Origin of the sequence: Luteimonas kalidii, from assembly GCF_029887935.1 — a bacterium.
Lineage (GTDB): Bacteria > Pseudomonadota > Gammaproteobacteria > Xanthomonadales > Xanthomonadaceae > Luteimonas > Luteimonas kalidii.
On record NZ_JARXRO010000020.1, the window covers coordinates 648,963 to 663,021 of the forward strand.

The window sequence follows — 14,059 nt, forward strand, 5'->3', positions numbered from 1 at the left end:
CCGCGACCGGGTGCGACACCGGGGTGACCGGCCGCGATGGGCGGCAGGCACCGTGCGACCGGCGGATTCCGGTCGCGGGAGAAGGCCGTTGATGGCTGCGAGTGTACGTATGCGCAATGCAATGACCCTGTTTTCGTCCGTGGACGACGTGCTGTGCCACCGCGTGCGGCTGGTGCTCGCGGCGAAGGGCGTCACCTACGACCTGGTCCCGGTCGACCCGCAGAACCCGCCGCCGGACCTGATCGACCTCAACCCCTACCACTCGGTGCCGACCCTGGTCGAGCGCGACCAGGTGCTCTACGCCGCCAGCGTGGTCAGCGAGTACCTGGACGAACGCTATCCGCACCCGCCGCTGATGCCGGTCGACCCGCTCTCTCGCGCGCGCCTTCGCCTGGCGATGCTGCGCATCGAGCACGACTGGGTGCCGCAGGTGCAGGCGATCCAGTTCGGCGGCAAGCAGCAGGCCGATGCGGGCCGCAAGCGCCTCAAGGAACTGCTGACCGCTTCGATCCCGCTGTTCAAGGCCAGCAAGTTCTTCCTCAATCCCGAGATGAGCCTGGCCGACTGCGCCATGGCGCCGATCATCTGGCGCCTGCCGGCGCTCGACGTGCCGCTGCCCAAGGACGGCAAGGTGATCGAGGAATACGGCAACCGCATCTTCCGCAACCCCGGCTTCGCCCGTAGCCTCACGCCGCAGGAGAAGAACCTGCGCGAGCTGCCCGACTGATGCGCGGGACCCGGCGGCGTGCCGGCGCCGGCGCTGGCGCGGTGGACAGCGGCCGGCAGGATGCGGCACGGTAGCCCGCGATGTCCGACTCCCCGGCCATGACCAGCCATCGCCCGTACCTGCTGCGGGCGCTGTACGAGTGGATCTCCGACAACGGGATGACGCCGCACATCCTCGTGGATGCGGCGCTGCCAGGCGTGCGCGTGCCCGCGCATACGGTGAAGGAAGGACGCGTGGTGCTGAACATCGCCGACCGCGCGGTGGCCAAGCTCGAACTCGACAACGAGGCGGTACGGTTCACGGCCCGCTTCGGCGGCGTGAGTCATCCCGTGGTGGTGCCGGTGTCGGCGGTGCTGGCGATCTATGCTCGCGAGACCGGGCAGGGCATGGCCCTGCCGGAGGAGGTCGGCCCCGGCCAGCCCCCGCCCGACGACGAACCCACGCCGCCCGACGACACGCCCGGCGACGATGGCGCCCCCAGACGCGGCGCGCACCTGCGGGTGATCAAGTAGCGAAGCTACCGGGGACATTGCCTGCCCCGGGTGCGGTCATCGGGACGAACCGAAGCAGCGGCTTGTCGGGCACCGGCCGCGGGAGGCGTTGCGGTCGGTCCGTGCGCCCTCGCCGTTACCGGCACGCGCCGGATCCTGAGCCCGCGCAGTCGCAAAGTTCCGCGTGATGCGCGGGAGGTCTCCGCCGACCCAGAAGGCCGATCCCGCCGCGGTCAGTGCAGCGCCACCACCTGCGCCGCCTGGGCCGGCCCGGTGAACTGCACCAGTTCGTCCCCGTGCAGCACCATGCGACCGATGTGCCGCTGCATGCCGTCCTCGGAATACTCGAAGCGGAAGACGCGCTCCCAGCCCAGTCGGCCATCGGCCCGGCGGCGCAGCCGCATGCCGGCGGCATGCACGCTCTGGTCCAGCCAGATCACGCCGGCGGCCCTGCAGGCGTCGCGGCCGACCCGGGTCGCGCGTTCGGCCGCGGCGCGCGAGGCATTCCACCAGGCATAGCCGGCCGCACCGGCGAGCATCAGGGCGATCAGGACAGGGAAGTCGGGCATCGGCGCAATGTGGCGGCGGGGCGCACGGATTGCAATCGGCGTGACGGCCCATGCGCCGGGGGCCGCGCGTCCGCGCAATTCGTGCAGCCGCAGCCGGCGCGGGCGGGATGCGCCGGATGTCGGCCTCGCCCTAGGCGCGTGCGAGCCGGGTGGCCGCCGACGGAACCTCGCTGCGTGCCGGCTGCGGCGCCTCGACGGCGCCCGGGATCACCAGCGGCGCCACTTCGACCCGCGGCAGCAGCCGTCGCGTGAAGTGGCGGTCGCTGTAGTAGCGGATCTTGCGGCACAGCACCGGGTGGGCGAGTCCCTCGTAGAGCAGGATCTGCTTCTGCGGCCCCATCGCCTTGAGTTCCTGCGGCAGCATCAGTGCGCGCCGCTCCAGCACCTCGTTGTCCGATACGCTGCGGGCGCCGCCGTGCGAGCGCGTGCGCGCGCGCCGCTTGACCGTACGGTAGCCGAGCATCTCCGAGTAGTCGCTCGCGTCCTGCTGCTCGCGCGGGGCGTAGATGATCTGAAGCGCGTGGTTGGTGAGGATCGTGCGCGAGAGTTCCTTGCCGTAGACGGCATCGAGCTGGGCCATCGACTGGATGATCGGCAGCAGCCGCAGGTTGTACCCGGCCATGTAGGCGACCGCGCGGGAGAGGATGTCGACGCGCCCGATCGAGGTGAACTCGTCCATCAGCAGCAGGCACTGGTGCCGCAGCGACGGGTCTGCCTGCGGCAGCACGCGGGTGTTGACGTTGATCAGCTGGCTGAAGAACAGGTTCACGATCAGCCGGCTTTCGGCCAGCTTGCTGGGCTGGATGCCCACGTAGACGGTCATGCGCCTGCGGCGCAGGTCCTCGAGGCTGAAATCGTCGCCGCTGGTGGCCGCGTCGAGTACCGGATTGAGCCACGGGTTGAGCGGTTCGCGGAACGACCCGACGATCGAGGCGAAGGTGACGTCGGCCTGCGACAGCAGGCCGGCGAACGCGGTCCGGGTGTGCTGGCTCAGGCCCGGGCGCTGCAGCAGCCCGTGCAGGTAGGGCTTGAGCTCGCCGCCGTCGCCCGACGACAGGCGCAGGATCGCGCCAAGCGTGGGCGCCTGCAGCAGTTCCGGCGGCGTACCCTGCCGCAGCTGGTGCTCGCGGGTCTCGAACAGGTACAGGGCGAAGGCGACGAAGGCGTTGCGCGCCTGGCTGGACCAGAAGCGGTCCTTGTCGTCGCCGTCCGGATACAGCATCGCGGCGATGCCCTGCAGGTCGGAGATGCGGAACGCGGCGTCGGTCGACACGTAGCTCAGCGGGTTCCAGCGATGGGTGCGCCGGTCCTCGGCGAACGGATTGAACAGGTGGACCGAATGCCCGATCGATTGCCGCCAGCCGGAGGTCAGGTCGAAATTCTCCTGCTTGATGTCGAGCACGACCGCCGACTCCCGGTAGTCGAGCAGGTTGGGGATCACCACGCCCACGCCCTTGCCCGAGCGGGTGGGCGCGGCGAGCATCACGAACTGCTGCCCGGACAGGCGCAGGAGCTTGCCGTGCATGCGACCGACCACGATCCCGTCATCCTTCTGCCGCAGGAAGCCCAGGCGCGACAGGTCCAGCAGTCCCGCGAAGCGCGCACGGCCGTGGATGTCGCGATGGCTGCGCAGCTTGAACAGCATCACCAGCACCGACGCCCACACCAGCAGCATCGTCCCGGACGCGAGCGCTCCGGCGAGCAGCAGCCGGCCCGACCAGCGCGCCACGGCCGGGTGGTTGAGGTGGGTGAGGTAGCGCAGGTAGGTGCCCGCTTCCACGCGCCCGGGATCCAGCCCCAGGAACAGCAGTGCCAGGTAACCGGACAGGTAGAGCGCGGCCACGGCCGAGAGCAGCGAGGCCGCGACGGCGGCCAGAATGCGGGGATTGTTCACGAGGTCTTCCTTGACGACATGAGGGATCGGGAGGGGACGATCAGCGGTGCGCGGCGAACGCCAGCATCATTGTGTGCGAGGCGGCGTGGCGGCGCCGACGGCGGTGTCGACCAGCACGTAGGATTCGTTCCCGGCCCAGCGCCGCTGGCCGTCTTCCAGCTTCAGGCAGGGATGGCCGTCGCACGAGGTGATGGTGACCTGCTCGAGCGCCTGCAGCACTTCGGTCCGGACCTGCGCCTCCTGGCTGCGCGCGAGATTGGACCACGCCACGTAGCCGGTGGAGGCCAGCACCGCCAGCGCGGCGACCAGGACCGCGCCGATCGCCTTCAGGCCCAGCCAGCGCGCGCGCTGTTCCAGCTCCGCCTGCTGCCGCTGCACGCGTTCCGCGACCCCCTGCAGCTGACGCGCGCCATCGGACAGCGCCTGCAGCGCGGCGGGAATCTCCGTGGCCAGAGACTCGCGCACCAGCGACTGGGTGGTGGCGGCGATCGTCGCCTGCCCCTGCTCGATCCTGCGGTCGAACGTGGCCGCGGCCTGCTGCAGCCTGGCGCCCGCGCGGTCGCACTGCTGGCCCAGGTGCGCCGCGAGCAGCGCGGCATTGGCGACGAAGTCCTCGATCGTGTCGTGGTCCATGTCACACCCGCGCCAGTCGCGAGGGCGATCGCCCGGAAGGCGCATGCGGGAAGTCCTGACGCGGCGCGACGGACGCCGCGCGGCGGCGTCGACCTGGTGGGAGGCGCACGCGGTGCCGCACGGAACGTCGGAATCCCCGCGTGACGCTGTCAGCGCAGGACGGGGTGGGCGGCGGGTACGAGGCGGGCGGGGACATGTTCGATCCTTCGAACGGGGCGTGGAGCTTCCATGTTCCGCCAACGCGGGCGGGACGGGATCCTGGGTTCCGCACCTCGGCGGCGCCCGGGAATGACGGCCGCGCTCAGGCGGGCGTCACCGTCCGCAGCCGGGTCAGGGCCGCGTGGGTGGATCTTGACCGATGGCATTCGAGCCTGCAACCGTCGCCGGGCGCCGACGTCGAAGGCCGTGCAGTCACGCGGCGGCGAACGCCTCGCGGGTCAGGTTGAGCGGCCCGGCATCGGTGCAGACCACGTTGTCCTCAATGCGGATCCCGCCGCAGGGTCGGAAAGCCTCGACGCGATCCCAGTCGACGCTCGTCCCGCGCCCGGCCGCGCGCAGGTCCTCCAGCAGCATGTCGATGAAGTAGAGGCCGGGCTCGATGGTGACCACGAAACCCGGTTCCAGCGTGCGGGTCAGGCGCAGGTAAGGATGCCCGTCGGGTCTGGCGATGGTGCCGCCGCGGTCGGAGGCGGCGAAGCCGGCGACATCATGCACCTGCAGGCCGATGCCGTGGCCGATGCCGTGCGGGAAGAACGCGCTGCTCACGCCTGTGGCCACGGCTTCCTCGGGCGAGACGGTGATCAGGCCGAAGTCGCGGAGGACCCCGGACAGCGCCAGGTGCGCGTCCAGGTGCAGCTGGCGGTAGTCGACGCCGGCGCGGACCTGTTCGCACATCCGCTGCTGCGCGGCATCGACCGCATTCACCAGCGCCTGGAAGTCCGCCTCGTCCGCGTGCGCATGCGTGCGGGTGATGTCGCAGGCATAGCCGGCGTGGCTGGCGCCCGCGTCGAGCAGGAAGCTGCGCGCGGGCTTCGGCGGCACGCGCTCGAGCTCGGTGTAGTGGAGCACCGCGCCGTGTGCGTTGAGGGCGACGATGTTGGCGTAGGGCAGGTCGTTCGCATCCTGGCCCGCGGCCTGGCAGTACGCCAGGTGGATGCCGAATTCGCTGGCCCCGGCGCGGAACGCACGCTCGGCCGCGCGGTGCGCGCGCACGCCGCGGTGGGTGGCGGCGCGCAGCATCGCGATTTCGTAGGGCGTCTTGTAGGCGCGGTGGTAGTCGAGGTAGTCCAGCACCGGCTGCGGATTGTTGGGCTTGAACGCGGCGTACTTGCCGAGCGCGCTCTGCGCCTCGCCCAGGATCGCGCAGCGCTGGGCGTTCTTCGGCAGGTGCTGCATCGCCTCCTCGGGCGTGCGGATCACCTCGATGTCGACGTGCGACACCCAGTCGCCCTGCGGCGCCTCGGGCACCACGTGCCAGTAGTCCCGCGGCTGCAGGTAGATCAGCTTCGGGCGCGCGCCGGGCGTGACCACCAGCCAGCTGCCCGGGTTGCGGGTCAGCGGCAGCCAGTGCTTGAACTGCGGGTTGACTGCGTAGGGGTAGTCGCGGTCATCGAACAGCTGCGTGTGCGGCGTGCCGCTGGGCACCACGAGGTGGTCGAAACCGCCCCGCTCGAGGGCGGTGGCGGTACGGGTCTGCAGGATTGCCAGATGGTCGGCGTAGAGGGAGGCGGCGGTGCTGGACGTCATTGCGCGACTTCGGTGAGGCGATGCGCACATTCTGGCGCAAGGCGGCGAAGGCTGCAGCGTGGCGCAGTTCCCGTCAGCGCATGCGCGCGGCTGCCCGTCGCCGCGCGCGCTACTCGTAGTGGCTGCCGGGCGCGTCGATCCAGCTGCGCAGGCGTCGCGCCTGCGCCTCGGAGACCGCGATGAAGCGGAAGCCGGCCCAGACCTGGGTCGGGGCGCTGGCGCGATCCATCCACAACAGGTGCGCGCCCACGTCCACCTGCTGGCCGTTGCCGCCGTCGCGCAGGGTGAAGCGCAATTGATAGAGCGCATCGTCCACCAGATGCGCATTGAGCATCAGCAGCATCCCGGTCTCCGAGAGGTTGCCGATGCGGCCGATGACCCGTTCGGTCATGGCGTCCGTGACCAGGATGGTGTCGGGGGCCTTGCGCCGCTTGGCGCGGCGGAACTCGTGCATCATGCCGGCACCCCTTCGCCCTCGGCATCCTTGTCGCCGAGACCTGCGAAGCTGCGCAGGGCGTGCATCGCCGCCTGCCACGCACGGTCCACCAGCCGCGCATGGCCGGCGGTGACGATCTTCGCCTGTCCGGAGGCGAGCATCCGGGCCACGCTGTCGAGCGACTGCTCGCCGACGCGCTGCCCGCGCTGGTTGACGAACAGCGCGCGGTCCGTGATCGGACTGAACCACGACAGCCGCCTGCGCACCACGTCGCCCTGCTGGTTGGTGGTGAACTCGATCCAGGTGCCGAACGGCAGCACCTTGAGCTGTTCGTAGCGGGCCTGTTCCTCGGGCGTGCGCGGCGGCAGCTGCGGCTTCTTGCGGTCCGCATCCTCGCCCAGGCGCGTGCGCGCCTTGAGCTTCATCGCCAGCTCGGTGCGCGAAGCCGGATCGTCCTCGTCCTCGTCGGCGCGACTGCTGGTGAGGCGCTGGGCGATCACCCCCGCCTCGTCGCCGTGATAGCCCACTTGCGCCAGTGCGGCCTCGATATGGCCCACCAGGTCCGGGTCGCGCGGCGCATCGTCGCGGCTGCAGGCGTCGACGATCCGGCGGGTCACGTCGAGCTGCCGCGTCCAGCCTTCGGACTCCTCGCCCTGGCGCAACAGGGTCAGGGTGAGCACGTCGGCCCAGGCCTGGTTGAGCAGCGCGCGGGTGAAGCGGGGCAGGCGCTGGTCGCCGATCAGGTCGGCCATCACCTGGGCCGCGCGCAGCTTGGCGACTTCCAGCTTCTCCTTGCCTCGCGCGGCCTCGGTGTGACGCTTCTCCAGCAGCTCTGCCTTGCGCACCTGCGCCTGCAGGTGGGTCTGCAGTTGTTCGTTCGACGCGGTGAACACTTCCAAGTCGCCGTCGTACTTCTCGACCACGTGGTTGACGGCATGCTGCAACGGCACCAGGAACTGCGGGTCGAAGTCGGCCTCGTCCAGCCACCGCGCGGCACTCTCGGCCACCGTGTTGAGCAGCTGGCGTGCGGGATGGCGGCTGCGCACGAAGAACCCGCTGTCGTTGAGCGCGACGCGCAGCAGCGGCACCTGCAGGCGCTTGAGCAGGGCCGCCGCGGGTGCTTCCGCGCGGATCTCCTCGTCGAGGTTGCCGAACAGCATGCCGAGCAGTTCGAAAGTGTCGTTGTCGCGCGGCGAGAGTTCGGCATGCACGCCGCGGCGCTGCCGCGCCTGCGCAAGCAGGGACTGCTTCACGTCCGCCAGCGTCTGCGGCGCACCGGCCACCGACAGCGGCTGGGCCTGCAGGTGGCCCAGTGCGGCGAACACGTCGTCGGTACCGATGACCGTCCCGCTGCGCGCCTTGCGGCCCGGGCGCAGCTTGCCCAGCAGTTCGCGCCGGCTGTTGAGCAGGTGCTGCAGCTGCTCGGAGGCGACGCGCTCGTCTTCGTCCAGTTCCTCGATCGGCTCGCCCATCCAGCCGGTGTGCGGGCGCTGCGGATCGGCCGCGCGGTAGACCGCACGCCCCTGGCCGCCGCTGCCGGACCGCGACGGGGCCGGGCTGCCCGGCGCGGCCGGATCGGCCGCCGCGGCCGCGGGCTCGCCCTGTTCGCGCGACTGCGCGGAGGGCCGGATGCGGACCGGCACGTAGGTCAGTCCCGAGAGGATGCCTTCGCGGTCCAGCAGTTCGTCGAGGCGGTCGAGCACGCGCCAGTAGCCTGCCATCACGTGGCGGTCGAAGATGCGGTACAGCAGCAGCCGGGAATCGTGCTCGATGTCCAGCGCCTGCGCCGCGCCGCGCATCGCCCGGCACAGCGCCTGCGGCCCGAGCGGCATGCGTTCGGAATCGAACGCGGGCGTGGCCGCGAGCACGCCGAAGCGCTGGCCGAGCAGGTGCAGCGCGAGGTTGGCGCGGGACTCCTGGCGGCTGGCGATCTCGCGCAGCACGGTGCCCTCGTCCATCACCGCCTCGTCCACCAGGCTGAGGGTGCCGAACCGGGGCTGGGCCACGCTGCCGCCTCCGCCTCCGCCGGCGCCTGGCGCGGGGGAGGGCGCGGGCGGAGTACGCAGCGCCGCAACCGCCGCCTCGAGCTCGAGGATGAAGCGTGGGATCAGGTCGGAGCGGTTGAGCCGGAACGTCCGCAGGGTCTGCATGTAGCCCGATTCCATGCCCGGGTTGCGGGCCTGGTCGGCAAGCCGGAACAGCTCTTCCTCGAACTCGTTGAGCATCGCGCCCAGATGCGGCTCGATGTCGTCGGTGACCATCGTCAGCGCTGCTTCCAGCGCCTTGCGGACGCGGGGCGGCAGACCGGCGGACGCCAGCGACCTCGGGGCCGCGGGTTCGACAGGCGTGTGCGATGCGGGCATCAAGCGGGCTGCGGCTGGAGTCGGGCCAATACTGTCATGCCCAACGCGGAACGGCCAATGGCGCGGACAGCGTGCTCAGCCGGGCAGGAACAGGGCGATGACGTCGTTGCCGAAGCGACGCCCCGTCGGGGTGGGCACGACCCGGCCTGCCGCGCACTGCAGCCAGCCGCGCTCGACGCCTTCCGCCAGCGGGCGTTCGATCGCCTCGGCCGACAGGCCGCAGCGGGCTTCGAAGTCGGTGAGCGCGAAGCCGTCGACCAGCCGCAGCGCGTTGAGCATGAATTCGAACGGGCGTTGCTGCGGTGCAATGAACTCCTCGCCACCGACCGCTGCCGGCGAGCCGGCCACGGCCAGCCACGCCGCCGGATGCTTGTGCTTCCAGCGCCGCACGATCGCCTGCTGCGCACCGAGGGTGAGCTTGCCGTGCGCGCCGGCGCCGATCCCCAGGTAGTCGCCGAAGCGCCAGTAGTTGAGGTTGTGTGCGCACTGCCGGCCCGGCCGCGCATAGGCCGAGACTTCGTACTGCGCGTATCCGGCGTCGGCGAGCATCGCCTGGCAGGCCTCCTGCATGTCCCAGGCCTGGTCGTCGTCGGGCAGGCCGCCAGGTGGGCGCGCGGCGAACACGGTGTTGGGCTCCAGCGTCAGCTGGTAATGCGACACGTGCGCCGGCTGCAGCGCCAGCGCGCGCGCGACATCGCGCCGGGCCATGGCCAGGTCCTGGCCGGGCAGTGCGTACATCAGGTCGAGGTTGAGGTTGTCCACGCCCGCGTCCTGCGCCAGCTTGACCGCGGCCTCGGCCTGGGCGCTGTCGTGGATGCGGCCGAGCCGCTGCAGGCAGCCGTCGTCGAAGCTCTGGATGCCGAAGCTGATCCGGTTCACGCCGGCGCGCCGGTAGTCCTCGAAACGCCCGTGTTCGGCGGTGCCGGGGTTGGTTTCCAGCGTGATCTCGGCACCGGGGGCGAAACGCAGCCGCGCGCTCGCGCCCTGCAGCAGGCGGTCGATCGCATCGGCCGGGAACAGGCTGGGGGTGCCGCCGCCGAAGAACACGCTGTGCACGGTGCGACCCCAGGCCAACGGCAGGTCGTGGTCGAGGTCGGCGAGCAACGCGTCGACGTAGGCATCGAACGGCAGCGGCCCGCGCGCCTCGTGCGAATTGAAGTCGCAGTACGGGCACTTGCGCACGCACCAGGGCAGGTGCACGTAGAGCGAGAGCGGCGGCGGGCGAAGCGGCATGCTTGCGAACTGCCCGATCGGCAGTTCGCCTGCCGCTGAGCGCCCGGCCATGGATGGCGTGGCTGGAGTGTCCGGAGCCGACATAGGTAACGCCAAGGATGGCACGACTACGATCTTGAACGCCCACAGCCGATCATGGCTCGCGCCGTGATAGGCAGCATCAGACCGACCCGAGCCGCTCGCGCAGCAGCGCCATCGCCAGTGCGCGGTGGCTGATCTGGTTCTTCTCGTCCAGCGGCATCTCCGCCGCGGTCTGGCCGCGCGCGGGATCCAGGAACACCGGATCGTAGCCGTGGCCACCGTTGCCGCGTGGGGCGTGGGCGATCGTGCCGTGCCACCGGCCCTCCACCACGATGGGCTGCGGATCTTCGGCGTGGCGCAGCAGGGCCAGGACGCAGACGAAATGCGCGTCGCGGCTGCCTGCGGGCACGTCGGCCATCGCCAGCAGCAGTTTGTCGATATTGGCGTCCGCGTCGCCGTGGCCGCCGGCATAGCGCGCCGAGTACAGGCCCGGAGCGCCGTCCAGCGCGTCCACGCACAGCCCCGAGTCGTCGGCCAGCGCCGGCAGGCCGGTGGCGCGGCAGGCATGGCGCGCCTTGAGCAGCGCGTTCTCGATGAAGCTCAGGCCGGTTTCCTCCGCATCGGACACGCCGAATTCGGCCTGCGGGCGCACGTCGAACCCGGAGGCGGCCAGCAGGCCGCGGAATTCCTCGAGCTTGCCGGAGTTGCTGCTGGCCAGCACCAGGCGGCGGCTCATCGTGCGCGCTCCAGCAGGTCCCAGCGGTTGCCGTACAGGTCCTGGAACACCGCCACGGTGCCGTAGGATTCGTGGCGCGGTGCTTCCAGGAACTCCACGCCGCGCGCCTGCATCGCGGCGTGGTCGCGTGCGAACTCGTCGGTCTCGAGGAAGAAGGCGACCCGGCCGCCGGTCTGGTCGCCGATCCGGGCGCCCTGGGCGTCGCCGGATGCGCGGGCAAGCAACAGCGCCGCACCGGTCCCGCCGGTCGGCGCGACCACCACCCAGCGCTTGCCGGCGTCCAGTGGACGGTCTTCCAGCAGCGCGAACCCCAGCGCCGCGGTGTACCAGTCGATCGCCGCGTCGTAGTCGGCGACCACCAGCGTGGCCATCGCCACGCGCCCGTTCACGGCTGCGCCAGCGCCGCCTGCTGCGCGGCGAGCAGTTCGCCGATGCCGCGCTCGGCCAGGCCCAGCAGGGCGTCGAGTTCGTCGCGGCGGAACGCGTGCCCTTCGGCCGTGCCCTGGAGTTCGATGAAGCCGCCGCCGTCGTTCATCACCACGTTCATGTCGGTGTCGCAGTCGCTGTCCTCGGCGTAGTCGAGGTCGAGCACCGGCACGCCGCGGTACACACCCACCGACACGGCCGCGACCGCACCGAATACCGGATCGCGCGCGATCTCGCGCCGCTTCTGCAGCCAGCGCACCGCGTCCACCAGGGCCACGTAGGCGCCGGTGATCGCCGCCGTGCGGGTGCCGCCGTCGGCCTGCAGCACGTCGCAATCCAGGGTGATGGTGCGTTCGCCCAGCGCGGTGCGGTCGACGCAGGCGCGCAGGCTGCGGCCGATCAGGCGCTGGATCTCCAGCGTGCGCCCGCCCTGCTTGCCGCGTGCGGCCTCGCGGTCGCTGCGGGTGTGGGTGGCGCGCGGCAGCATGCCGTATTCGGCGGTCACCCAGCCTTCGGCCTTGCCGCGCAGGAACGCCGGCACGCGGTTCTCGACGCTCGCGGTGCACAGGACCCGCGTCTGCCCGAAGCACACCAGGACCGAGCCTTCGGCATGGCGCGTGAACCCGCGTTCGATGCGGACGTCGCGCAGCTGTTCGGGCGCGCGGCCACTGGGGCGGGCAATGCTCATGCGCATGCGTTCCGGCAAAAAAGGGGGCGCCAGATTACCATTGGCGCCTCGCCGCCCCCGGCGGACACTGGACAGCCGATGCCGATCCGCAGCATGACCGCCTACGCCTCCGGCGAACGCAGCACCCCCTGGGGCACGCTGGGCTGCGAGGTGCGCGCGGTCAACCATCGGTTCCTGGAGCTGGGGGTGCGGCTGCCCGACGAGCTGCGCGTGCTCGAACCGATGTTGCGCGAGCGCGTGTCCCGGCGCGTCGCGCGCGGCAAGCTCGACCTGGCGCTGCGGCTGCGTTCCGCCGAGGGCGAGGTCTCGCTGCAGGTGGACGAGGCGCTGGTGGCGCGCCTGGGCGAACTGGCGCACGGGCTGCGCGGACGCTTTCCCGAATTGCGCGTGGGCCTGGTGGAACTGCTGCAGTTTCCCGGCGTGCTGCAGTCGCAGGCGGCCGACCCGGCCGAGCTCCAGGCCGAGGCGCTTGCGCTTGTGGATGGGGTGCTCGGGGACTTCATCGCGGCGCGCGAACGCGAGGGTGCCCACCTGGTGGCGGCGATCCTCGAACGGGTCGACGGCATCGCCCGCATCGCCGCGGAGGTGCGCACGCTGGTGCCGCTGATCCGCGAAGGACAGCGGACGAAGCTGCAGGCGCGGCTGGCAGACCTCGCCCAGGCTGCCGATCCGGCGCGGGTGGAACAGGAACTGGTGCTGTGGCTGCAGAAGCTCGACGTCGACGAGGAACTCGACCGCCTGGCCAGCCACGTCGACGAGATCCGGCGCGTGTTCGGGCAGCAGGAGCCGGTCGGCCGCCGCCTGGATTTCCTGCTGCAGGAGTTCAACCGCGAGGCCAATACCCTGGGCAGCAAGTCGGTCGATGCGCGCACCAGCAATGCGGCGGTCGAGCTCAAGGTGCTGATCGACCAGATCCGCGAACAGGTGCAGAACATTGAATGACACCACGCCCATGCGCGGCACGCTGTTCATCGTCGCGGCGCCGTCCGGCGCGGGCAAGTCGAGCATCGTCAACGCCTGCCTGGCGCGCGATCCCAACATCTGCCTCTCGATCTCGTTCACCTCGCGCGCGCCGCGGCCGGGCGAGCGGCATGCCGAGCACTACCACTTCATCGGTGCCGACGAGTTCAAGGCGATGATCGCGGCGGGCGACTTCTTCGAGTACGCGCAGGTCCACGGCGACTGGAAGGGCACGGCGAAGCAGTCCGTGGAGCCGCAGCTGGCCTCCGGCAAGGACGTGCTGCTGGAGATCGACTGGCAGGGCGCGCAGCAGGTGAAGTCGCAGGTGCCCGACGCGGTGAGCGTGTTCATCCTGCCGCCGTCGCGTGCGGCGCTGGAGGAGCGCATGCGCAAGCGCGGACAGGACAGCGAGACCGTCATTGGCCAGCGCATGGCCAACGCGCGCGAGGAGATGTCGCACCACGCCGAGTTCGACTACCTGATCGTCAACGAAGTCTTCGAGACCGCGGTGGACGAGATGTGCGCGATCTTCACCGCCAGCCGGCTGCGGCGCGACCAGCAGCTGGGGCGACACGCCGGACTGCTCCGGGCCCTGCTGGCGCAGGAGTGAGCCGGCCGGTCGTGGCGCTCCCGGGTTCGCGGCCACGGCGTGTCCCCGAATCCGTCGGCGGACACCCGTGATCAGGCAGTTGCCCACGCAAGTCACTGATTTCGCTGGCGCGGGCTTGCGTTTCTGGCGCGGACGGCTAGAATGCCCGGTCCTGTTCACATCCTGATCGACGGCCTGTCGGCCGCCGGGAGACCTATGGCTCGCATCACCGTTGAAGATTGCCTGGAAGTGGTCGACAACCGCTTCGAACTCGTCATGATGGCCGCCAAGCGCGCGCGCCAGCTCGCCAACGGCGTCGAGCCGCAGATCGACAACACCGACGCGCAGGACAAGCCGACCGTGCTGGCGCTGCGCGAGATCGCCGGCCGCCGCATCGACCAGCCCTACATCGACGCGGTCGACAAGGCCGAGCGCGAGCGCAAGGAGCGCGAGGCGCTGGAATGGGCCGCGGCCGAAGTGGTCGCCGGCGACGACGACATGAAGGGCGACGACCTGTAAACCGGATGCGCCGGCGTCGACCGGCGCG

The 14,059-nt window shown here is 70.9% G+C and carries 14 protein-coding genes and 1 pseudogene; 5 read left to right on the top strand and 10 right to left on the bottom strand.

The window, feature by feature from the left end:
- Positions 1 to 91 precede the first annotated feature (91 nt).
- Both QFW81_RS16505 and QFW81_RS16510 read left to right on the top strand, forming a co-directional pair.
- Entirely contained in the window at positions 92 to 727 is a 636-nt protein-coding gene (locus QFW81_RS16505) for a glutathione S-transferase N-terminal domain-containing protein (protein ID WP_280580324.1), read from the top strand.
- A gap of 80 nt (positions 728 to 807) precedes the next feature.
- Entirely contained in the window at positions 808 to 1,239 is a 432-nt protein-coding gene (locus tag QFW81_RS16510) for a ClpXP protease specificity-enhancing factor (protein ID WP_280580325.1), read from the top strand.
- 212 nt (positions 1,240 to 1,451) lie between these two features.
- Here QFW81_RS16510 and QFW81_RS16515 read toward each other — a convergent pair whose 3' ends face one another.
- The 10 genes and pseudogenes from QFW81_RS16515 to rph form a co-directional block, all read right to left on the bottom strand.
- Positions 1,452 to 1,787, bottom strand: coding sequence for a DUF3301 domain-containing protein (locus QFW81_RS16515; RefSeq protein WP_280580326.1), 336 nt, complete (start codon positions 1,785 to 1,787; stop codon positions 1,452 to 1,454).
- A gap of 199 nt (positions 1,788 to 1,986) precedes the next feature.
- A pseudogene (locus QFW81_RS16520) lies at positions 1,987 to 3,681 on the bottom strand (type IV secretory system conjugative DNA transfer family protein); the annotation flags it as partial.
- Positions 3,682 to 3,747: 66 nt separating this feature from the next.
- Positions 3,748 to 4,314, bottom strand: a complete 567-nt coding sequence (locus tag QFW81_RS16525; protein WP_280580327.1) for a hypothetical protein — start codon at positions 4,312 to 4,314, stop codon at positions 3,748 to 3,750.
- A gap of 411 nt (positions 4,315 to 4,725) precedes the next feature.
- A complete protein-coding gene (gene pepQ / locus QFW81_RS16530; protein ID WP_280580328.1) occupies positions 4,726 to 6,060 on the bottom strand; it encodes a Xaa-Pro dipeptidase in 1,335 nt (444 codons plus the stop codon).
- A gap of 109 nt (positions 6,061 to 6,169) precedes the next feature.
- Complete coding sequence (locus tag QFW81_RS16535; protein ID WP_280580329.1) at positions 6,170 to 6,517, bottom strand: PilZ domain-containing protein; 348 nt, start codon at positions 6,515 to 6,517, stop codon at positions 6,170 to 6,172.
- Positions 6,514 to 8,859 (bottom strand): DUF1631 domain-containing protein, encoded by a 2,346-nt coding sequence (locus tag QFW81_RS16540; protein WP_280580330.1) that lies wholly within the window; start codon positions 8,857 to 8,859, stop codon positions 6,514 to 6,516. Before QFW81_RS16540 ends, QFW81_RS16535 begins: the two co-directional genes overlap by 4 nt.
- 75 nt (positions 8,860 to 8,934) lie before the next feature.
- The gene (gene hemW / locus QFW81_RS16545) at positions 8,935 to 10,092 is read right to left on the bottom strand and encodes a radical SAM family heme chaperone HemW (protein WP_280580331.1); all 1,158 of its coding nucleotides are present in this window, start codon (positions 10,090 to 10,092) and stop codon (positions 8,935 to 8,937) included.
- Between the two features lie 160 nt (positions 10,093 to 10,252).
- Positions 10,253 to 10,849 (bottom strand): RdgB/HAM1 family non-canonical purine NTP pyrophosphatase, encoded by a 597-nt coding sequence (gene rdgB, locus QFW81_RS16550; RefSeq protein ID WP_280580332.1) that lies wholly within the window; start codon positions 10,847 to 10,849, stop codon positions 10,253 to 10,255.
- Positions 10,846 to 11,220, bottom strand: coding sequence for a VOC family protein (locus QFW81_RS16555; protein WP_425604074.1), 375 nt, complete (start codon positions 11,218 to 11,220; stop codon positions 10,846 to 10,848). The genes rdgB and QFW81_RS16555 overlap by 4 nt, the downstream gene beginning before the upstream one ends.
- Before the next feature lie 14 nt (positions 11,221 to 11,234).
- The gene (rph, locus tag QFW81_RS16560) at positions 11,235 to 11,963 is read right to left on the bottom strand and encodes a ribonuclease PH (RefSeq protein WP_280580334.1); all 729 of its coding nucleotides are present in this window, start codon (positions 11,961 to 11,963) and stop codon (positions 11,235 to 11,237) included.
- Between the two features lie 93 nt (positions 11,964 to 12,056).
- Here rph and QFW81_RS16565 point away from each other — a divergent pair, with 93 nt between their 5' ends.
- The 3 genes from QFW81_RS16565 (at position 12,057) to rpoZ (ending at position 14,031) form a co-directional block, all read left to right on the top strand.
- A complete protein-coding gene (locus QFW81_RS16565; RefSeq protein WP_280580548.1) occupies positions 12,057 to 12,905 on the top strand; it encodes a YicC/YloC family endoribonuclease in 849 nt (282 codons plus the stop codon).
- A gap of 10 nt (positions 12,906 to 12,915) precedes the next feature.
- Entirely contained in the window at positions 12,916 to 13,533 is a 618-nt protein-coding gene (gene gmk, locus QFW81_RS16570) for a guanylate kinase (RefSeq protein ID WP_280580549.1), read from the top strand.
- A gap of 195 nt (positions 13,534 to 13,728) precedes the next feature.
- A complete protein-coding gene (gene rpoZ / locus QFW81_RS16575) occupies positions 13,729 to 14,031 on the top strand; it encodes a DNA-directed RNA polymerase subunit omega (RefSeq protein ID WP_280580550.1) in 303 nt (100 codons plus the stop codon).
- Positions 14,032 to 14,059: the final 28 nt, after the last annotated feature.